This is a genomic window from Neisseria oralis (assembly GCF_045062685.1).
GTDB classification, from domain to species: Bacteria; Pseudomonadota; Gammaproteobacteria; order Burkholderiales; family Neisseriaceae; genus Neisseria; species Neisseria oralis.
In genome coordinates this window covers 108,102-128,536 of the sequence record NZ_JBJGEB010000002.1, presented here as the reverse complement: position 1 = coordinate 128,536, position 20,435 = coordinate 108,102, and the positions used below count along the sequence as shown (strand labels likewise).

General features: G+C 45.7%; 19 protein-coding genes. 9 read left to right on the top strand and 10 right to left on the bottom strand.

The annotated features are described in order from the left end of the window. Positions 1-9: 9 nt before the first annotated feature. Positions 10-318: a hypothetical protein gene (locus ACI43T_RS02540; protein WP_009173532.1), complete on the bottom strand. Its 309-nt coding sequence runs from the start codon at positions 316-318 to the stop codon at positions 10-12. A gap of 496 nt (positions 319-814) precedes the next feature. On the opposite strand from ACI43T_RS02540, the gene ACI43T_RS02535 reads away from it, so the two are divergent. Continuing rightward, on the top strand, positions 815-2,776 hold the full coding sequence (locus ACI43T_RS02535; protein WP_405385452.1) for a hypothetical protein: 1,962 nt from the start codon (positions 815-817) through the stop codon (positions 2,774-2,776). Positions 2,777-2,902: 126 nt separating this feature from the next. Then, entirely contained in the window at positions 2,903-4,366 is a 1,464-nt protein-coding gene (locus ACI43T_RS02530; protein WP_405385451.1) for a surface lipoprotein assembly modifier, read from the top strand. Positions 4,367-4,528: 162 nt separating this feature from the next. Here the strand turns inward: ACI43T_RS02530 and grcA are convergent, their stop codons facing one another. Beyond that, on the bottom strand, positions 4,529-4,918 hold the full coding sequence (gene grcA, locus ACI43T_RS02525) for an autonomous glycyl radical cofactor GrcA (protein ID WP_009173535.1): 390 nt from the start codon (positions 4,916-4,918) through the stop codon (positions 4,529-4,531). 160 nt (positions 4,919-5,078) lie between these two features. Here grcA and ACI43T_RS02520 point away from each other — a divergent pair, with 160 nt between their 5' ends. Beyond that, positions 5,079-6,227, top strand: coding sequence for an elongation factor P maturation arginine rhamnosyltransferase EarP (locus tag ACI43T_RS02520; protein WP_405385539.1), 1,149 nt, complete (start codon positions 5,079-5,081; stop codon positions 6,225-6,227). A 37-nt stretch (positions 6,228-6,264) separates the two neighbouring features. Beyond that, entirely contained in the window at positions 6,265-6,825 is a 561-nt protein-coding gene (efp, locus tag ACI43T_RS02515) for an elongation factor P (RefSeq protein ID WP_009173537.1), read from the top strand. A 77-nt stretch (positions 6,826-6,902) separates the two neighbouring features. Here efp and rpe read toward each other — a convergent pair whose 3' ends face one another. After that, a complete protein-coding gene (gene rpe, locus ACI43T_RS02510; RefSeq protein ID WP_314105951.1) occupies positions 6,903-7,580 on the bottom strand; it encodes a ribulose-phosphate 3-epimerase in 678 nt (225 codons plus the stop codon). A gap of 266 nt (positions 7,581-7,846) precedes the next feature. Between rpe and ACI43T_RS02505 the strand changes: the two genes are divergently transcribed. Beyond that, positions 7,847-8,290, top strand: coding sequence for a Spy/CpxP family protein refolding chaperone (locus ACI43T_RS02505; RefSeq protein WP_405385450.1), 444 nt, complete (start codon positions 7,847-7,849; stop codon positions 8,288-8,290). A 48-nt stretch (positions 8,291-8,338) separates the two neighbouring features. Here the strand turns inward: ACI43T_RS02505 and ACI43T_RS02500 are convergent, their stop codons facing one another. The 4 genes from ACI43T_RS02500 to lon form a co-directional block, all read right to left on the bottom strand. After that, positions 8,339-9,205 (bottom strand): ATP-binding protein, encoded by an 867-nt coding sequence (locus tag ACI43T_RS02500; RefSeq protein ID WP_405385448.1) that lies wholly within the window; start codon positions 9,203-9,205, stop codon positions 8,339-8,341. Between the two features lies 1 nt (position 9,206). Further along, complete coding sequence (locus ACI43T_RS02495) at positions 9,207-9,848, bottom strand: riboflavin synthase subunit alpha (RefSeq protein ID WP_405385447.1); 642 nt, start codon at positions 9,846-9,848, stop codon at positions 9,207-9,209. 167 nt (positions 9,849-10,015) lie between these two features. Next, positions 10,016-10,285, bottom strand: a complete 270-nt coding sequence (locus ACI43T_RS02490) for an HU family DNA-binding protein (RefSeq protein WP_009173542.1) — start codon at positions 10,283-10,285, stop codon at positions 10,016-10,018. A gap of 190 nt (positions 10,286-10,475) precedes the next feature. Further along, the gene (gene lon, locus ACI43T_RS02485) at positions 10,476-12,929 is read right to left on the bottom strand and encodes an endopeptidase La (protein ID WP_377080348.1); all 2,454 of its coding nucleotides are present in this window, start codon (positions 12,927-12,929) and stop codon (positions 10,476-10,478) included. 239 nt (positions 12,930-13,168) lie between these two features. On the opposite strand from lon, the gene ACI43T_RS02480 reads away from it, so the two are divergent. The 3 genes from ACI43T_RS02480 (at position 13,169) to lipA (ending at position 15,198) form a co-directional block, all read left to right on the top strand. Continuing rightward, positions 13,169-13,438: an HP0495 family protein gene (locus ACI43T_RS02480; protein ID WP_293278577.1), complete on the top strand. Its 270-nt coding sequence runs from the start codon at positions 13,169-13,171 to the stop codon at positions 13,436-13,438. A 3-nt stretch (positions 13,439-13,441) separates the two neighbouring features. After that, positions 13,442-14,086 carry a lipoyl(octanoyl) transferase LipB gene (gene lipB / locus ACI43T_RS02475; RefSeq protein ID WP_314105941.1) on the top strand — a complete coding sequence of 215 codons (645 nt, stop codon included), beginning with the start codon at positions 13,442-13,444 and terminating at the stop codon, positions 14,084-14,086. Positions 14,087-14,199: 113 nt separating this feature from the next. Continuing rightward, complete coding sequence (gene lipA, locus ACI43T_RS02470; protein WP_314105940.1) at positions 14,200-15,198, top strand: lipoyl synthase; 999 nt, start codon at positions 14,200-14,202, stop codon at positions 15,196-15,198. Positions 15,199-15,325: 127 nt separating this feature from the next. Here lipA and fabB read toward each other — a convergent pair whose 3' ends face one another. The 3 genes from fabB to hpnC all read right to left on the bottom strand — a co-directional run bounded on the left by fabB (position 15,326) and on the right by hpnC (position 18,193). Continuing rightward, positions 15,326-16,540 (bottom strand): beta-ketoacyl-ACP synthase I, encoded by a 1,215-nt coding sequence (gene fabB, locus ACI43T_RS02465; protein WP_405385446.1) that lies wholly within the window; start codon positions 16,538-16,540, stop codon positions 15,326-15,328. Between the two features lie 63 nt (positions 16,541-16,603). Then, positions 16,604-17,131 carry a 3-hydroxyacyl-[acyl-carrier-protein] dehydratase FabA gene (fabA, locus tag ACI43T_RS02460; protein ID WP_009173548.1) on the bottom strand — a complete coding sequence of 176 codons (528 nt, stop codon included), beginning with the start codon at positions 17,129-17,131 and terminating at the stop codon, positions 16,604-16,606. Between the two features lie 246 nt (positions 17,132-17,377). Continuing rightward, on the bottom strand, positions 17,378-18,193 hold the full coding sequence (gene hpnC / locus ACI43T_RS02455; RefSeq protein ID WP_405385445.1) for a squalene synthase HpnC: 816 nt from the start codon (positions 18,191-18,193) through the stop codon (positions 17,378-17,380). 272 nt (positions 18,194-18,465) lie between these two features. On the opposite strand from hpnC, the gene dsbD reads away from it, so the two are divergent. Continuing rightward, the gene (gene dsbD / locus ACI43T_RS02450; RefSeq protein WP_405385444.1) at positions 18,466-20,277 is read left to right on the top strand and encodes a protein-disulfide reductase DsbD; all 1,812 of its coding nucleotides are present in this window, start codon (positions 18,466-18,468) and stop codon (positions 20,275-20,277) included. Positions 20,278-20,435: the final 158 nt, after the last annotated feature.

The window sequence follows — 20,435 nt, the reverse complement described above, 5'->3', positions numbered from 1 at the left end:
TTCAATAAGTTATCCACGCATCTCACGCCACGCTAAATAATCGCGCAGCGGTGGCATGGGCGGATTAATGCAGTGCGGGCAAATTCCAGTTATATCCTCATCGTCGCTGTCGATATGAAACGCATTAGGGTCAAACCGAACCTGCTGTATAACAGCCTGGACCAGTGCTTGTTCCTGTATGACATCAAACTCAAACTTGTTTAGGATTTCATGCAAGAGATTTGATTCGTTTTCACTAAAATCTTTGCTGTTACCGATAATCAAGCGTCGATAATCTTCGTTGGAAATTTTTTGTTGGAGTATATCAATATGAAGCATGATAAATATAATGTGTATTATATTAATAAACGTAACCAGTCATATTTAAACGACAAATTCATCAAAAAATGAATTTCCTGAGATAGTTATTAATATTTAGAAGAAGAGGAGAGTGTGTATCTAGGTATATGCAAATGTACTTGGATACAAAATTTTATGATATCGTTTGAATCATAGTTTAGTCTATTTACTTTAGTCAAGAAAAATTACAAAATTCATAAGGTTAATGTATTAGTACATCAGTCATTAATATATTTATAGGTACTTTTTACCCTGCAGGAACTGCTCCTAAGGGATCGTTATGGAAACTAAAAACTATCTGGCAGACTCAAGAAACAGTAATTATATTTACCATATTTAACAAAATTTAATTAAGTAAGTGTATTTGTATTCGTTTATAATAATACATTATTATAAATACTGTTTATATCTAGTCTTATCACTTAAAAAGACTTTAAATTAAATAAAGATCATTTCAACTAAATGAGGATTATTTATGCGTACTCAGAATAAATTGCCTATTATCCATTTTGTATTAACAGGTATTTGTGCTGCAGTTTTGGCAGCTTGTAGCAGTTCGAATGAAGTATCAGATTCAGCAAGAAATCTGTCTATAGCATCCAATAATATCAATACAGGCAATACCGATAAGGGCAATACCGATAAGGGCAATACCGATAAGGGTAATACCGATAAGGGTAATACCGATAAGGGTAATACCGATAAGGGTAATACCGATAAGGGTAATACCGATAAGGGTAATACCGATAAGGGTAATACCGATAAGGGTAATAAAACTAACATCAACAAAGAAACATCATTATTAAATAAAGGCATTCAGGATAAACTGACCACACTAAAACTAAGTGATGTAATAAAAACTGAACAATTTAATCAAACTGAAGTGAACACCGGCTTCATTGCAAATAACTTAGGTGCGACTCCATTATTAGAGACAGCTAAAGGTCCACATGATTATCCTACCTCTCATCTTTTGACATCCGCTTATAGAAAAGATAAAACTAAACTTTTGCGCCCTCAAACAGTGATATTAGGGGGCGTAGCAACGCGTTACTTTACTAACTATACAGATGGTTATGTTGCGAAGAGAGCCGGTTATGATGAGATTGATACGCCATTAAGTGCAAAAAATCTGATTGGTGTAGATAAACGCAATAAAAATGGCATCTTAGTTAAAAATGGCAGGAGCGTTAACATCTTAGATCAAACTGCCAGCAAGCTAGAATTAGATAGTGTAGGCGGTAGCCGTTATACAAAATGGTTTAATAATTTTGCTACTAATGCCGATAATGAAACTGAATTGGATAAAGGCCACCGTGTATTAACAGACGTGAAATACAAATTAGATGCAAATAATAATCCTGTATGGACTGTAACTACCGAACCCAGCAGCGGTTATCAATATGCACATTCTTTAAATCGTTATTTTAACAATAATCCAGACGATGAATTATATGTTAACCAAAACGGTGAATATGCATATCGTTTTACATTAAAAAAATCAACTACATTTGAAGTTAGTGCAGAATCAGCAAAAACCCATCCGGAACGTGCAGAGGCACTCAAAGCATTAGGATGGTCTGCTGGCAAGCAATATCACTTCGCACCAGGTAGCTACTTTATGGTTACACAAAAAGATGGCAGCCTAAAAATTGTAGCCGATAACGGACAAATGACGCAGGTATCCTTATATTCAGTCCATGTCGGTATTGATGACAATAAAGCATTCGGTGCATTCCAAAATAAACGTGTAATTGCCGAAATGTTCAGTGCATTAAACTATGGCAAGACAAATGAAATTCGTGCGATTTATACCTATGACGTTGGACAAGCTAATGGCTTCAATCAACAATATCTCTCATTAAATGCATGGCGCTATAAAAATGGCGATGGCACTTATGGACTCAATAATCCTTTTAACATCGGCATTTTCGACCGAGTTGCTACTGAAAATGGTATAGTTGCCAATGTCTATGACATGAAGACTAAAAAAGGTTTATCTGCCAAATATACAGGCGTTGCCTATTCTAGCCGAGATGGTAAACAAGACGGCATAATGAACATGACTGCGCAGTTCCATGAACCAGATATAGCTTACAATAATACTGTTTTAAGCAATAACGTTACCTTTAATGGCGAGATTACCAACCGTCGCCTAGATGACAAACGTAATGTATATTTTGCCAGCGGTAATGTAAAAACAGGGAGTGGAATGCCTTCTGCAAGCGCAGGCCAAAAAGTTTCTCTAGTGGGTAGAAGCCAAGTTGCTCAAAATGTTACTGTCTGGATGGAAGGAAAAAATCCAGGTGAAAATAAAGTAATTTATGGTCAAGGTAACGTACGTTTTGCCGGTCCAAATGCTGAAGAAGTTGGTGGTTTGTTAAAAATCACTACCAGCCATGGCGAAAACAATATCGGTTTCATCGGCAAACGCTAAGACGCTTACCCAAAGAAATAAGCAGCAGAAGCTTTGCATCTGCTGCTTATTATTTTCCAAGCAAACCCCTCTAGCACAATTGGAGGGGCAACTTAAAATATCCTGAATTCTCTGAAAAATATACTCATGAAATCTAATCAATTCATTTTTATTGCGGGCATATTATTTCCCATAATGGTTACTGCCGAAACCATTGCTAACCCTGAAACTGAAGCCGATCGCCAGATGGAAAGAATCCAAGAAATGGCCATTCCTAAACCACCGGAGGTAGGCACCTCCCTTTTGAATGGTGTCAAGGCTTCTTTGAATGAGCATACTCAAACATTGACATTAGATGATCTAGCCAAACAACCAGAGCTGGCCGAACCTTTGTTAAATCAAGCATTGCAAGCGCGAAACTATATTGCTGCAGAGCAGCTCTTGCCTATATATCGTAAATGGGATGGGTATGACCCAATTTTATTGGATTATGCGCAAGGCGCAATTTGGCGTTCGCAAGGAAAACATCAAAAAGCCATTACACTTTACCGTAATATTCTTGTTCGACATCCTAATCTTGTTGCCGTCCGTCTAGACTTAGCTGCTATGCTTTATGAGGATAAGCAAACCCGTAATTCACAACATGAATTTGATGCCGCCAAAAAGCAAGGTTTACCAGAAGATGTCCTTCCTACTATTGCCCTTTATGAAAACGCTATGGGGCAAAATAAATGGCAATTTTCAGGCAGTCTGAGTTACACCCAAGACAACAATATCAACAACGTTTCAGCTGAGCGTGAAATTCATCTTCCTCAGTTTGGTAACTTGGCTTTTGAAAAAAATTCTGATTATCTGCCACAAAAAGGGCATGGTTTTACCTACGCCCTATCCGTTGATCGAGATATCAATCTTAAAAACAACCATTATTTTGCTCTTTCAGGCGATGTCGATGGTGTTAGCTATTGGAATAATCATGATTATGATGATCAAACAGCAAAGGTCAGTCTTGGTTATAAAAATAAAAGTTTTAAAACAGATAGTTTTGTTATGCCATTTTTAGAAAAGCGTCGCTACGGAAATCATCCTTATTACACGCGTACAGGTGTAGATTTAGGTGTTTCACGTTGGATAAAACCAAATTTACGTCTATCTGCCAACGGAACCTTTGCACAAAAAGATTATGCATATACCAAACGACAAGGGAAAGATTATCAGATTGGATTTGGGGCGACCTACCTGATGAATGATAAAACCTATTTCTTAGGAGGTTTGAATTATGCGCGTGACAAAGTTGAAAATTTCGCAGGCAGCAGCTCCAAACGGATAGGAGGTTACTTAGGTTGGGGGCAAATTTGGGGTGAAAATTTCAATAGCCGCCTTATCATCAATCACTACAATGAACGCTTTGATGGAAAACATTACGTCTTTACCGACCGTCATCGTACAGATAATGTAGTGGTTACCAATTTAAGCCTCTGGCACAATAAACTTAGTTTTCTAGGAATTACGCCGAGATTAAATTGGCGATATACAAACAATAACAGCAATATTAACGAACTTCATAGTTATACTAAAAATCGTGTGTTTATAGATTTTGAGAAAACGTTCTGAAAATGAGTTGGCGATGAAAGATTGGATGGACACATGTGAAAACTAAGTAACTGATTATTTAAATTCGCATAATGTATATTATGTTAAATTTTATTGGTACAAATTTATAGGCCATCTGAAAATAATTTTCAGATGGCCTTACTGCCCGGCTATCTTATTTCCTTACAGGCTATTGGTAAATGTCCGGGTAATCACATCACGTTGCTGTTCTGGAGTCAGCGAATTGAAGCGAACCGCATAACCCGACACACGGATAGTCAACTGCGGATATTTATCAGGATTGGCTACGGCATCCTCTAATGTTTCTCGGGTCAATACATTAACATTCAAATGCTGACCGCCTTCAACTTTCGGACGTGCGTGAACATCAACTGGAATTTCTTTATAAGACACTTCACCCAATTCAGAAAATGAGACAACTGCATCTGCCGCGAATCCGCTTTCTTCTTTGGCAACTAAACAACGTGTTTCGTTGGTTTGGTCGTCAAGCAACCAAAATGAATTTAACAGAGCATTGTTGGTAGAACCGGTGATTTGGATACCTTTAATCATCATAGACCTTTCTGATTTCTTTGGAAAAAATATTTTTCATGTAATATTCTATACCTGCTCAGCGAATATTATTTGACTAAAATCAAATTATCTAAAATTACGCGATGAACTATAACATATTGTTTTAAAATGAATAATTATTTTATGAGTTAAAATGGCTATGGAATCTAAGAAAATAAACTGCTGGCTGTTTTGTAATGTCATTGATAATTTTGGAGATATAGGCGTTTCATGGCGGCTGGCCCAATGTTTGTATCATGAGCTAGGTTGGGAAGTACATTTATGGATTGACGATTTAAACGCGTTACATACCCTCTGCCCTGCCCTGCCCTCTGTTCCATGTTTATTTGAAAATGTCTATATTCACCAATGGCAGGCTGGTTGTGCGCAAGATGTTATTTCGATTAATCCTCCTCAGGTCGTCATTGAAACTTTCGCCTGTAATCTTTCTGAAAACGTTTTATGTATTATAAGAAAAAACAAGCCATTATGGTTAAACTGGGAATATTTGAGCGCAGAGGACAGCAACGAACGGCTCCACGCAATGCCGTCATTACAAGCAGACGGATTGCGGAAGTATTTTTGGTTCATGGGCTTTGGTGAACGTAGTGGCGGTCTAATTCGGGAACGGGATTACGATTCTCTCTGTCTCTATAACAAAATACAATTCAGACGGCATTTGAATTTACCGGAAAAATCATCGTCCGAATGGTTTTTATTTGGCTACTACAGTCCGGTTTGGTCTAAATGGCTGCAAATGTGGCAGTTGGATAATCGACCCATCACTTTATTGCTTGCAGGGCACCAAATTATTGACAGTTTGAAAACCGACGGCGTGCTTCCTATTGATGTCTTAACAAAGGACGGCGATGTTTTTCAGACGGCCTGTGTAAAGCTAGTAAAGATTCCATTTGTTCCTCAGAATGATTTTGACAAGCTGTTGCACCTTTCAGACGGCCTAATCGTACGCGGGGAAGACAGCTTCGTCCGAGCCCAGTTTTCGGCCAAGCCTTTCTTCTGGCATATTTATCCGCAAGATGAGATGGTACATCTGGACAAACTCCATGCTTTTTGGGAGAAAGCAGGTGTTTTTTATCCGAAAGATGTTTTTGCCGCACACAGGCTGCTTTCTGATGAATTGAACGGTGCGATTACTTTATCCGATAAAAACCGTTTGCAGGCTTGGCAGATTTTGCGGGAACAATCTTTTAGATGGCAACAGGCGGCCAAAGGCTGGCAGAATTTCCTGTTCAACCAGCCCAGCGCATTGGAAAAGCTAGCCAAATTTGTTTCAAATACGTTAAAATAGCCGTTTATTTTTTGACTGATTTGATTGGAATAGCACGATGAAAACTGCACAAGAATTGCGTGCCGGCAATGTATTCATGGTTGGCAATGATCCTATGGTCGTACAAAAAAGCGAATATATCAAAGGCGGCCGCAGCTCGGCCAAGGTTAGCATGAAACTGAAAAACCTGCTGACCGGCGCGGCTACCGAGACTATTTATAAAGCGGACGACAAATTTGATGTTGTCGTTTTGGCCCGCAAAAACTGTACTTATAGCTACTTTGCCGACCCTATGTATGTGTTTATGGACGAGGAGTTCAACCAGTACGAAATAGAAGCCGAAAACATCGGCGATGCACTGAAATTCATTGTCGATGGCATGGAAGATCAATGTGAAGTAACCTTCTACGAAGGTAATCCTATTTCCGTAGAACTACCTACTATTATCGTGCGCGAAGTGGAATATACCGAGCCGGCAGTTAAAGGTGATACTTCAGGCAAAGTGATGAAAACTGCGCGCCTGGTCGGGGGTACTGAAATCCAAGTGATGTCTTACATCGAAACTGGCGACAAGGTAGAAATCGACACCCGTACCGGTGAGTTCCGCAAACGTGCTTGATAAAGTCTGATTTTTGCAACAAAGGCCGTCTGAAATTATTTTCAGACGGCCTTCGGCCTTTTGGCTAGTGAACACAGTTATACCTTAGCCAACTCTTTCCTCATTTCGTCAATAACTGCTTTATAGTCCGGCTGACTGAAAATAGCGGACCCTGCTACGAAAGTATCTGCACCTGCTGCTGCTACCTCGGCAATATTTCCAGTTTTAATACCACCGTCCACTTCCAAAGCAATACGTCGTCCGGTTTGAGATTCGTAGTTGTCGAGCATTCCCCTTACCTGCCTGATTTTAATCAGCGTATGAGGGATAAAACTCTGACCGCCAAATCCCGGGTTGACCGACATTAATAAAACCATGTCCAGCTTGTCCAATACATTTTCAATCAGATTAACAGGTGTTGCAGGATTCAATACCAAACCGGCCTGACAACCCATGCTTTTAACCAAACTCAAGCTACGGTCGATGTGTTTGCTGGCTTCGGGATGAAAAGTGATAATGTCCGCCCCTGCTTTACCGAATGACTGAATCAAATCATCAACCGGTTCCACCATCAAATGAACGTCAACAGGTACGGTTGCATAAGGCTTGATGGCGGAACAGACCATCGGCCCGATGGTCAAATTGGGCACATAATGGTTATCCATAACGTCAAAATGAATCAAATCCGCTCCTGCATCGATTACCTTGCTGACTTCCTCTCCCAATTTGGCAAAGTCGGCCGATAAAATACTGGGTGCGATACGAAATGTATTCATAACTTTTCTCCATTCAAAATGTTTGTGATGCGCAATCAGTTTTAGACTTCATTCTATCCCAAACCGCAAATGTTTTAAGTATTTTTGTAATGCTTTTCCAAAGGCCGTCTGAAATGTAATGATAATAACCTTGTTTATAAATATTTGAAATAAAAGCATTCATTATCTGAATTTTTTATTAAAATCATAACGCATTAACTAAAGTTAACCCTGTTGATACCGCTTTTCACACGCTTATCCGTTATATTCCACGCCATACTGAAAATTTGGAAAATGCCGTGTTTGCTGTGTTAAAACCTTATTTCGTCCCTCACTTCCTCTCCGTTTTTCTGCTGGTTTACAGCAGTCTGATTTATGCAGCGCCTGTTTCTTCAATGCAACTGGATGATTTTTATCCGAATTGCGACGTCCGCCAATTGGGGCTGACTCAATCACAACAAAACTCACTACGCAAAATCCGTTCAGAATACCGTCAGGCTGCTGATAAAGCTTACCGTAAAACCGTACGTTCCGACAGAACCCGTCGTCAGACTATTATTAAAATTCTTTCAGGCAATATGTTTGACCAAAATGCCGCCCGCGATTATGTGGAAAACCGTTATCTGCCCAATATGGATTTTGCGGTGGACGAATTGGCAATCCAATACCGGTTTTATCAATTATTAAACGACCGCCAACGCCAGCAATGGCTTGCTACTTGCCTGAGATAACCAATGATTGACAAAGGGCACTTTACGGTTTACGTAAAGTGCCCTTTGTCAATCCAATATGCGTTGTTCAGGCAGGCGCCCCGCCCAATCACAAGCAAATTGCCAAGCAGAACGGCCTGAACGGTTGCCTCGCATTTGTGCCCACATAAGTGCCGCTTTTTTAGCGGTTTCGTCAAACGGAACCTCAAAATCGTTCAACCAGTTTTCTACTGCCAGCAAATAGTCATTTTGGTCGAACGGATAAAAGCTCAACCATAAACCAAAACGGTCGGATAACGATACTTTTTCTTCAACGGCTTCTTTTTGATGGATTTCTCCCCGTATTCCCGTCGTCCCTACATTTTCATCCATATATTCCGGCATCAGGTGGCGGCGGTTGGATGTGGCGTAGACCAAAACATTATTGCACCTTTGCGATAGACCGCCATCCAAAGCAGTTTTCAATGCTTTATAGGTTTCATCACCTGACTCGAACGATAAATCGTCACAAAATACAATAAATTTTTCTTTGCGCTTTTCCAACAAGGTTAATAATGCAGGCAAGCTGACCAAATCACTCTTGTCGACTTCAATCAGTCGCAAACCTTGTTCCGAATATTCGTGCAGCAATGCTTTGACCAATGAAGATTTACCTGTACCACGGGCACCGCTCATTAAAACATTGTTTGCGGGACGCCCGGCTAGAAATTGCTCGGTATTTCGTTTGAGCCGTTCAGTCTGAGAATTAACAGCCGCCAGCCGGTTCAAAGGGAAGGTATGCGGGTTTGGCAGACTTTCAAGAATCCCTTGTTTGCCTATACTCTGCCAGCGGTAAGCTAACGCCGACCAGTCGATTCTGTTCTGTTCGGGAGGTAGGAGGACATCCAACTGGTCAATAACAGAATTTATTTTCTTTAATAATTTAGATATTTTCATATTAATTCTCTAGACGGCCTATATCTATCATCTGCCGTTGTTGTTTCATAAAACGTTTAACCGTGTCGACAACAGTTTGAGTTTGCGGATCAATTTCAACATTAACCGTATCCCCTACCCGACGGCCGCCGAATAATGTGCGCTTTAAGGTTTCAGGAATTAAATGTACATTGAATTCTGTTTCGGTTACATCGCCTATGGTCAGACTGCATCCGTCTAGGCCGACAAAACCTTTGGTCAGGATATATGGTTTTAATAAATCAGGCAGAGTAAACCAGACAGTACGGTTAAAATCGTTTTCTTTGATGCGAGTAATCCGTGTGGTGGTTATGATATGACCGCTCATCAAATGTCCGCCGATTTCATCCCCAAATTTGGCCGCACGCTCTAAGTTCACCATATCTCCTTCTTTCAGACGGCCTAAATTGGTTTTGGACAATGTCTCTCCCATTAAGTCGAAACTTACCCTGTTTCCATCAATCTCAGTAATAGTCAGGCAACAGCCGTTATTGGCTACAGAAGCACCGATTTGCAAATCATCTGCTATTTCCGGCGGCAAATCCACTATATGTGTACGGAAATCTGCAGAAGGCTCCTGAATACGGACAATTTGTCCCATCCCTTGTACGATGCCGGTAAACATATATTTATCCCTACTAATCCTATCTTGGCTGAAGGATTTAATTGTAACATTTTTAAATACTGACAAGGCCGTCTGAAAAATGTTTCAGACGGCCTTGTCTCTCAAATGTAAGGCCGAAGATACCGCAATGGATTTTCAGCCTTAATCAATTAATTGTTTCCGTAAAATTACAAAGCATCTTTCAAGGCTTTACCTGCACGGAATTTAGGAGTTTTAGCAGCAGCGATAGTCAGGGGAGCACCGGTTTTGGGGTTGCGGCCTTGACGTTCGGCGCGTTCGCCCACATAGAAGGTACCGAAACCTACCAGAGTTACAGTGTCTCCGTTTTTCAATGCGTTGGTTACGGCGTTGGTTGTAGCATCCAGAGCTTTAGCGGCGGCAGCTTTGGAAATGCCGGCTTCCTGAGCAATTGCTTCGATTAATTCAGACTTGTTCACAATCAGTCCCTTCCTATCATTGACAAATAATAATTAAGAATCCCGAATATTCGGGCTTTTCCGTACTTTGAGTACCTTTGTGCTTTATAGCAATTACGAAATTACCGTGTCAAGTAAAAAGATGCGGAATCCTTCAGTTTTATAGGCTTTCAAGCCAAACCGACATCTTTTACAACACATTCCTACAAAATCAATGTTGGGTCGCTTTCGTCCTTGATTTCGGCTTCGGTTTCGATAAATCAGTAGCAACGGGTTCTTTCCACGGTTCCGGCTGGTATTGCAAACCCAGTGCCAAGACTTCGTCAATCCATTTGACGGGATGAATGGTCAAGCCGGTTTTGACATTATCGGGAATTTCCTCCAGGTCTTTAACATTATCGTGGGGAATCAGAACATGTTTGATGCCACCGCGCAATGCTGCCAGCAGTTTCTCTTTCAAGCCGCCGATTGGCAACACCTCACCGCGCAGTGTGATTTCACCTGTCATTGCCACATCGGCACGCACCGGGATTTTGGTGAAAGCGGAAACCATCGCTAAAGTCATGGCAATGCCTGCACTTGGGCCGTCTTTCGGAGTTGCGCCTTCAGGCACATGGACATGGATATCTTTTTTCTCGTAGAAATCGGGAGGCAAACCCACTGACTCGGCACGAGAACGTACCACGGACCACGCCGCCGAGACGGACTCCTTCATAACATCGCCCAACTGCCCTGTACATTGAATCGTGCCTTTGCCAGGCAAAGCAACCGCTTCAATCGTCAACAACTCACCACCGACTTCCGTCCAAGCCAAACCTGTAACTTGACCGATACGGTTTTCACTTTCGGCGACGCCGTAATCAAAACGGCGCACTCCTAAATAGTCATGTAAGTTTTTCTCATTGACTTTGATTACCTTCGGTTTTGCTTTGCTTGCCGTTCCGGTTTTGGATGCTTTTTTCTTGTCTTCAGCCAAAGTAATTTGCATCACTACTTTTCGACAGATTTTGGCGATTTCACGGTCAAGCGAGCGCACGCCTGCTTCACGGGTGTAATAACGGATAATGTCGCGCACTGCACTTTCTTCGACAGCCAGTTCTCCTTCCTTAACACCGTTGCGCTTCATTTGTTTCGGCACAAGGTATTGCATGGCGATATTGATTTTTTCATCTTCCGTATAGCCGGACAGACGGATAATTTCCATGCGATCGAGCAAAGGCGTGGGGATGTTCAGGCTGTTGGATGTGGCGATAAACATCACGTCGCTCAAATCGTAATCCACTTCGGCATAGTGGTCGGCGAACTTGTTGTTTTGTTCGGGATCGAGCACCTCAAGCAGCGCACTGGCCGGATCACCTCGGAAATCATTGCCCAATTTGTCGATTTCGTCGAGTAGGAACAATGGGTTTTTTACGCCTGCCTTAGCCATGTTTTGCAGAATTTTTCCAGGCATGGAACCGATATAGGTGCGGCGGTGGCCGCGGATTTCGCTTTCATCACGCACACCACCCAAAGCCATGCGGACATATTGTCGGCCTGTGGCTTTCGCAATGGACTCGCCCAATGAGGTTTTACCCACCCCCGGAGGTCCGACCAAACACAGAATCGGACCTTTGAGTTTGTCCATACGTTTTTGGACGGCGAGGTATTCCAAAATCCGCTCTTTGACTTTTTCCAAACCGTAGTGGTCGGCGTTCAAAACCAAATCAGCTTTGGCAATGTCCTTGCTGACGCGGGATTTTTTCTTCCACGGCAGTTCGAGCAAAGTGTCAATATAGTTGCGTACGACGGTAGACTCCGCAGACATAGGCGGCATCATTTTCAGCTTTTTCAATTCGGACAGGCATTTTTCTTCAGCTTCTTTGGTCATGCCCGCTTCTTTGATTTTTGCTTCCAACGCATCCAGTTCGCCGCGTTCGTCTTCCTCTCCCAATTCCCTTTGAATCGCTTTGACCTGTTCGTTTAGATAGTATTCGCGTTGGGACTTTTCCATTTGGCGTTTCACGCGGCCGCGGATGCGTTTTTCGACCTGCATAATGTCGAGTTCCGACTCCAACTGACCGAGTAGAAATTCCATACGGTCAGAAATGCCAGGTGTTTCTAAAATTTCCTGACGCTGCTCCAACTTTAATTGTAGGTGCGCGGCGATAGTATCGACTAGACGGCTGTTTTCGGAAATACTGTTGATAGTGGATACGACTTCGGCAGGAATTTTCTTGTTTAACTTGGCATATTGCTCGAACTGGGAAAGCAACGTCCGCCGCAATGCTTCCATATCCGGATGGTGTTCGTCGACGGATTCGTTGACTGCTTCGATATGAGCCAAGAAAAGCTGTCCGGTGTCTTCAACGGTCAGGGCGCGGGCGCGACGTATGCCTTCAACCAACACTTTTACCGTGCCGTCGGGCAGTTTCAATACCTGCAATACTTGGGCAACCGTACCCATCGCATGCAGGTCTTTAGGCTCCGGTTCCTCCGTATCGGGGTTAAGCTGTGCCAGCAAAAATACGGGTTCGTCGTTACCCATTGCCGCTTCAAGTGCGGCAATCGATTTGGGGCGGCCTACAAACAGCGGCAGCACCATGTGCGGATATACCACGACGTCCCGCAGGGGTAAGGTGGCCAGTGCGCTGTATTCCTCAAAATGTTTGTCTGTTGTTGCCATATTCAATCTCTATCGGTTCAAAATCGGTTTGTCGTGTAAGTTGGGCTGAAGTATTTTATTTCAAGTATTTCAAGGCTTGATAAACGGCTTTCGCAAGCCCATTTTACAACTGGCCGTTTTTATGGCCCATGCCATATTTTTGCGTTAAAATACGCGCCACATATGTTAACAATCGGAGGCCATCTCGGGAAACTTGGGAAATCGGTTTTCAGACGGCCTCGGATAAAGGAATAATCAATATGCCGACCGACCGTTCCGTACTTATCGAATTTCCCTGCACTTTTCAAATTAAAGTAATGGGTGCGCAGCATCCGGAATTTGAAACGGCGGTTTTGGAAACCGTACGCATCCATGCACCGGAGACCCAGTCCCATCATATCAGCACTCGTCCCAGCAGCAAAGGCAATTATTTAGGGGCGAGCGTAAACGTGTACGTTACCAGCCAGGCACAACTTGACGATATCTACCGGGCGCTGACTTCGCACGAAATGGTCAAAGTGGTGCTTTAAGGCATGAAAGTCATACAAAAAGGTTTGGTCGAATACTTGCCGACTTTCGAAGCCATGAAAGCGTTCAACGCCGCACGCACGGCTGAAACGGAAGACGAATTGTGGGTGGTCGAGCACCCTCCCGTGTTCACACAAGGCTTGGCCGGCAAGCCCGAACACCTGTTGATACGCGACGATATTCCCGTAGTACAGATTGATCGCGGCGGCCAGATTACCTACCACGGTCCGGGACAGTTGGTAGTGTATACCATGATTGATTTCAAACGGCGCAAAACCAGTGTGCGCCGCATCGTATCTGCATTGGAAAACAGCATTATCTCCACCTTGTCCGAATACGGCATAAAAGCAGCAGCAGATCCCGGCCGCCCGGGCGTATATGTCGACGGACGGAAAATCGCCTCTTTGGGACTACGCATTAAAAACGGTTCGGTCTATCACGGTTTGGCGTTGAACGTAAATATGGACTTAAGTCCGTTTACCCATATCAATCCATGTGGCTATGCAGGAATGGAAATGGTACAGATAGCCGACTTTGTCCGCCCCTGCCCGTCGCTGGCCGAAGTAGCCGGAAAACTGACCGGCCACTTGCAAAGAGAATTAAACTTCCAAGCTATGGCGGGAGACGAAAAGAACGGAAAGGCCGTCTGAAACACGACATATTCCGCTTCTGCGGCTTCTTTTTTCAGACGGCCTCAATAACCTGCTTGCCCTCAAACACAATAAGAAATCAAATAGTTAATTTAAAAAAGAAAGACAGTCTCATGACGACCGACACAACATCAGCCAATAAGTCCGACCCGAAACGCGGCGTCAAACTCAAAGGCGCGGACAAAACCGCACGCATCCCCATCAAAGTCGTCCCCCTTCAGGAAAAACTGAAAAAGCCCGAATGGATACGCGCCAAGCTGCCGTCACGCAAATTCTTTGAAATCAAAGACATTTTGCGCGAACAAAAAATGCACACCGTTTGCGAAGAAGCCTCCTGCCCAAACATCGGCGAATGTTTCAGCAAAGGCACGGCGACCTTCATGATTATGGGCGACATCTGCACCCGACGCTGCCCGTTCTGCGACGTAGGACACGGCCGTCCGAATATGCTTGACCCCGACGAACCGAAACACCTCGCAGAATCCGTCAAAGCCATGAACCTGCGTTACGTCGTCATTACTTCAGTTGACCGCGACGACCTGCGCGACGGCGGCGCACAGCATTTTGCCGACTGCATCAAAGCCATCCGCGAAACCAGTCCGAACACCAAAATCGAAATTCTCGTTCCCGACTTCCGCGGCCGCTTGGACATCGCACTGAAAATCCTTGCTGAAACCCCGCCTGACGTGATGAACCACAACTTGGAAACCCATCCGAGCCTGTACAAAAAAGCCCGTCCGGGGGCCAACTATCAGCACTCCCTCGACCTGCTGCGCCGCTACAAAGAAATGATGCCGCACATCCCGACCAAATCCGGCATCATGGTCGGCTTGGGCGAAACAGACGAAGACGTGCGCGAAATCATGCGCGATATGCGGGCGCACAATATCGAGATGATTACCATCGGCCAGTACCTCCAGCCTTCAGACGGACACCTGCCCGTCTTGCGCTATGTAACGCCCGACCAGTTCAAAATCTTCGAAAAAGAAGCATACGAACTGGGCTTCACCAACGCCGCCATCGGCGCCATGGTCCGCTCAAGCTACCATGCCGACGAGCAGGCTGCCGAAGCATTGCGCGAAAGTCATGGCGGCGGTTGCGGTCATCACTGACAAAAATATCTTTCACATTCTGTGATGAGGCCGTCTGAAAACATCAGTCAACTGTTTTCAGACGGCCTTAGCCAAACAAAAAGCCTGCATTCGTCGCTCTATGCAGGCTTTCTTTCACTCAAACCAATCAATCGACACGGCTGAAAATCAGCGTGGCATTGGTGCCGCCGAAGCCGAAGCTGTTGGACATCACTGCATTGAGTTTCATCTCGCGGTTTTCGCGCAGAATCGGCAGGCCTTCTGCTTGTTCGTCCAAGTTTCGGATGTTCGCGCTGGCGCAGACAAAATCGTTCTGCATCATCAGAATCGAGTAAATCGCTTCGTTCGAACCTGCCGCGCCGAGGGCGTGGCCGGAAAGCGATTTGGTGGAGCTGATGAGCGGGATTTCTTGTTCGGCGAACACTTCGCGGATGGCACCCAGTTCTTTGGTGTCGCCGACCGGCGTGGAAGTGCCGTGGGCGTTGATGTAATCGACTTTGCCGCCGTGCTGCGCCAGTGCCATCTGCATACAGCGCACCGCGCCTTCGCCGGAAGGCTGCACCATGTCGTAGCCGTCGGAAGTCGCACCGTAGCCGGTCAGTTCGCACAGGATGTTCGCGCCGCGCGCTTTGGCGTGTTCATATTCTTCCATCACCAGAATGCTGCCGCCGCCGGAAATAACGAAGCCGTCGCGGTCGGCATCGTAGGCGCGGCTGGCCCGGTCGGGCGTGTCGTTGTATTTGCTCGATAACGCGCCCATCGCGTCAAACAGGGAACTCATCTGCCAAGATACTTCTTCGCCGCCGCCGGCAAACACGATGTCTTGTTTGCCAAGCTGGATCAGTTCGGCGGCGTGGCCGATGCAGTGGGCGGAAGTGGAGCAGGCGGAACTGATGGAGTAGTTTACGCCTTTGATTTTAAACGGGGTAGCCAAGCAGGCGGCTACGGTGGAGGCCATGGTTTTGGTTACGCCGTAGGGGCCGATGCGCTTCACGCCGCTGGCACGCAGGGTGTCGGCGGCTTCCACTTGCGAGGCTGAAGACGCGCCGCCGCTGCCGGTTACGATGCCGGTGCGGATGTTGGAAACCTGCTCCTCGGTCAGTCCTGCGTTGGCGATGGCTTCTTGCATGGCGATGTAGGCATAGGCCGCCGCGTCGCCCATAAAGCGCAGGATTTTGCGGTCGATGTGTTCTTTGGTGTCGATTTTGATGTTGCCCGCCACGTTTGAACGCAGCCCTATTTCGCGGTAGCTCTCGTCAAAGGAAATGCCGGATTTCAGATTTTTCAGCGATTCGAGCACTTCGCGGCAGTTGTTGCCCAGGCTGGATACGATGCCGATACCGGTTACGACTACGCGTTTCATTGTATTCTCCGATGATGCAGGCCGTCTGAAAGTTGCCGTTTCAGACGGCCTTTGATTACTGGATCAGAAGTCGTCGGTGGTGGTAAACAGGCCGACGCGCAGGCCGTTGCCTTCGTAGATTTTGCGGCCGTCCACACTCATTTCGGCGTCGGCGATGCCCAACACCAATTTACTGTTCATTACCCGTTTGATGTGAATGTGGTAGGTGATTTTTTTATGCTTCGGCAGAACTTGGCCGCTGAATTTCACTTCGGCGCAACCCAGAGCGCGACCGCGTCCCGGCGCACCCGTCCATCCCAGATAGAAGCCGACCAGTTGCCACATGGCGTCCAAACCCAAACAGCCGGGCATGACGGGGTCGCCTTCGAAATGGCAGCCGAAAAACCATAAATCGGGATTGATGTCCAATTCGGCGATAATTTCGCCCTTGCCGTATTTTCCTCCGGTGCTGTTTATATTGACGATGCGGTCTATCATCAGCATATTGGGCAGCGGCAGTTGCGCGTTGCCCGCGCCGAAAAGCTCGCCGCGCCCGCATGAGAGCAGTTCTTCTTTGGTATAGCTGTTTTGTGGAACGAATTGTGTGGTCATGTCTGTCTTTCCCTGCGGTGGGAACCGCAGTCAGATTAAAGTTTAGAACTTAAACTCTATGAAAAGCGGATTTTATTCATTACCCGCCCCCCAGTCAACTTGGCTTATGGGTTTTTGGTAGAATTTACATACCGGCCCGCCGAAGCAGACGGTATTTTACCCTGTCGTCTGTCTTTTGGGGGCGGTTTAGATGCCAAAAAACAAAACGAGGCCGTCTGAAAATCCGTTTCAGACGGCCTCCCGCCCTTATTTTTTCAAAAAGGCGCGCTTCAGGATAATCAGCCAATCCTTTTTATCCAATACCGGGCGTCGGCCGAACATATCGTATTTGCAGCCGTCGAGTTTTTGTAAAATTATCTGCCCGCCGACAATAATCATCCTCAGTTCGAAGCCGATGCGGCCCCTCAGTCTTTTGCCCAAAGGCGAACCGGCCTTGAGTATTTGAAACGTGCGTTCGCATTCATGGGCCATCAACCTTTGAAACGCGAAATCCGCCCGCCCTTCGGCAATTTGCTCTTCCGAGACCTTATATTTTGCCAAGTCTTCCTGCGGAATGTACACCCGCCCTTTTTGCCAGTCCAACGCCACATCCTGCCAAAAGTTAATCAACTGCAATGCCGTGCAGATGCCGTCGCTGCGGGCAATACTGACCGGATCGTTTTCACCGTAAAGATGGAGCATCATCCGGCCGACCGGATTGGCCGAACGGCGACAGTAATCCACCAGTTCGCCGAAATTCTGATAGCGTTTTTTAACTACGTCTTGGCGGAAAGCGGACAATAGGTCGTAAAACGGTTCCGAAGGCATGGCAAACGGTTTAATAGCTTCGTTCTGCAAACGCTTCATCAATGCGGTTTGCGGTATTTCTCCCGTATAAATCCTATCCAGTTCTTTTTGCAAATCATCCAAACCGCGCAGGCGTTCGGCATCTGCCGTCCCGCCCTCGTCGGCAATATCGTCCGCAGTACGGGCAAAGGCATAAACGGCATGAATCGGTTTGCGCAGGCGGCGCGGTAAAAGAATGGAACCGACGGGGAAATTTTCGTAATGTTCGACAGACATAGTAGTGCGTTCTTTATTCGGTTATGGCTTTGTTATTTTAATGTGCTGTTTTGATTGCGGCAATCGTACTTCATGCGTCTATTGCACTATTCTATGAGAGAAACAGACAAGTTATTTTATTAAAAAGAATTATAATGAAATAGTTATATGGAATTAGTATATTGGCGGTTTTTGCCGGTAGCCGTATCTTAACCGACGGATTATTCTGTATAATCGCACTATATTTTACCAACGGCGGACTCGCCGGACACACCTTTCTGAAGATTCGTTTTATGAAAAAAATACTTTATTTCCTTACCGTATTGTTCGCCTTTTGCAGCAATGCTTTCGCAGTAGACGCTTCCAAACTGCTGCCCCCCGAACAGGCGTTCGTTCCGCAGGTGCATGTGACCGCAAGCGGCGTCAGCGTACAGTTCAAAATTGCCGACGGTTATTATATGTACCAGTCGAAAATAATGGCGGCAACCGAACCAAACAATGTACTCGAAGCGCCCCGATTCGGCAAAGGCGAACAGAAAGAAGACGAATTTTTCGGCAAACAGACCGTCTACCATCGCGCAGCACAAGTCGACTGGCCTTACAAAAAAACACAACCGAAATACAAACTGACCTTGAGTTATCAAGGCTGTGCGGAAGTCGGTGTCTGCTATCCGCCGGTAGATACCGTATTCGACATCGACGGTAACGGCTTTTATTCCCCGCAAACCGATATGCCGATTTCCGGAAAGGACCGTTTTTTAAGCAATCCTGCGCAACCCGTATCTTCAGACGGCCTACCGTCTCCGTCGGGTGATAACCGGCAGGACGGTAGCCGTTTCAAATTATCAAGAGATACATTAGGCGCCAATTTATTGGCGTTTTTTCTCGCCGGACTGGGATTGAGCTTTACGGCCTGCATGTATCCGCTGTTACCGATTGTGTCCAGCATCGTCATCGGCGATAAAAACAGCGGCGGTAGAACCCGTGCTTTTGAACTCTCCATGGTTTATGTGCAGGGTTTGGCACTGACCTATATGCTGGTCGGCGTTATTGCAGGCCTGACAGGATCACTGTTGTCGGTATGGCTGCAACAGCCGTGGGTAGTATTGCCCGCTTCCGCACTGATGGTGATATTGGCATTGTCGATGTTCGGCTTGTTCAACATTCAGCTTCCTGCATCCGTTCAAGCGTATTTTCAAAGCCAAAGCAACAAACTTTCAGGCGGCCATATCGTATCCGTTTTTATTATGGGAATGCTCTCGGCACTGATTGTCGGTCCGTGTGTCGCACCACCGCTGGCATTTGCGCTGGGTTACATCGGTCAGACAGGTGATGCCTTATTGGGCGGATTGGCCCTGTATGTCATGGCCTTGGGAACGGGCGTACCGCTCATTATCGTCGGTACCTTCGGCAGTATCCTGCCGCGCGCCGGCGATTGGATGAACGGCGTCAAATACGCGTTCGGCTTTATCCTGCTGGCCGTCGCCGTTTATCTGGCGACACCGTATCTGCCGTATGCAGTCGTAACTGCCCTTTACACCCTGTTGCTGATTGTGCCTGCGGGCATGTTGCTGGCAAAAGCAAATAAATTGGGAGACCGTTTGAAATCGTTTTCCATGTTGTTCGGTTCCTTGCTACTAATCGGCGGCGTGTGGTTCGGTTATCAAAGCGCCAACGGCAACTCTACCGCCCTGCATCACTTTCTGACACTGAATCCGCCGTCCGCATCGGGACATTCGACAAAACACGGTAAAACATTTACCGATACCGCCGAATTGAAAGCCGCAATGACTGCCGCTTTGCAGGCCAACCCCGACAAACCCGTCCTACTGGATTTCTATGCCGACTGGTGCATCTCGTGCAGAGAAATGGAAGCCTACACGTTCAACCAGCCGCAGGTACATGAAGCCGTGGATATGGAGCGTTTTTTCCAAATCAACGTGACCGCCAATACGCCCGACCATCAGGCTTTGATGAAGGAATACGGACTCTTCGGCCCACCCGGAATCTTTGTGATACATGCCGACGGCAGACGCAGCGAACCATTGCAGGGTTTTGCCAAACCGAAAGAATTTATCGCATGGTATAGAGAAAACGAAAAATAAAATTTGAAGAGAGGCCGTCTGAAAACGGAAAACACTGGTTTCAGACGGCCTTTTGATTGTGACGAAAAGAGAAATTGAAATATAACAATCGCTAAATAGCCGCAATTTTTCCAGTAGCGGTTTATAGCTGTCGACCGTTCCGTCTCCTAGCTGTTGTC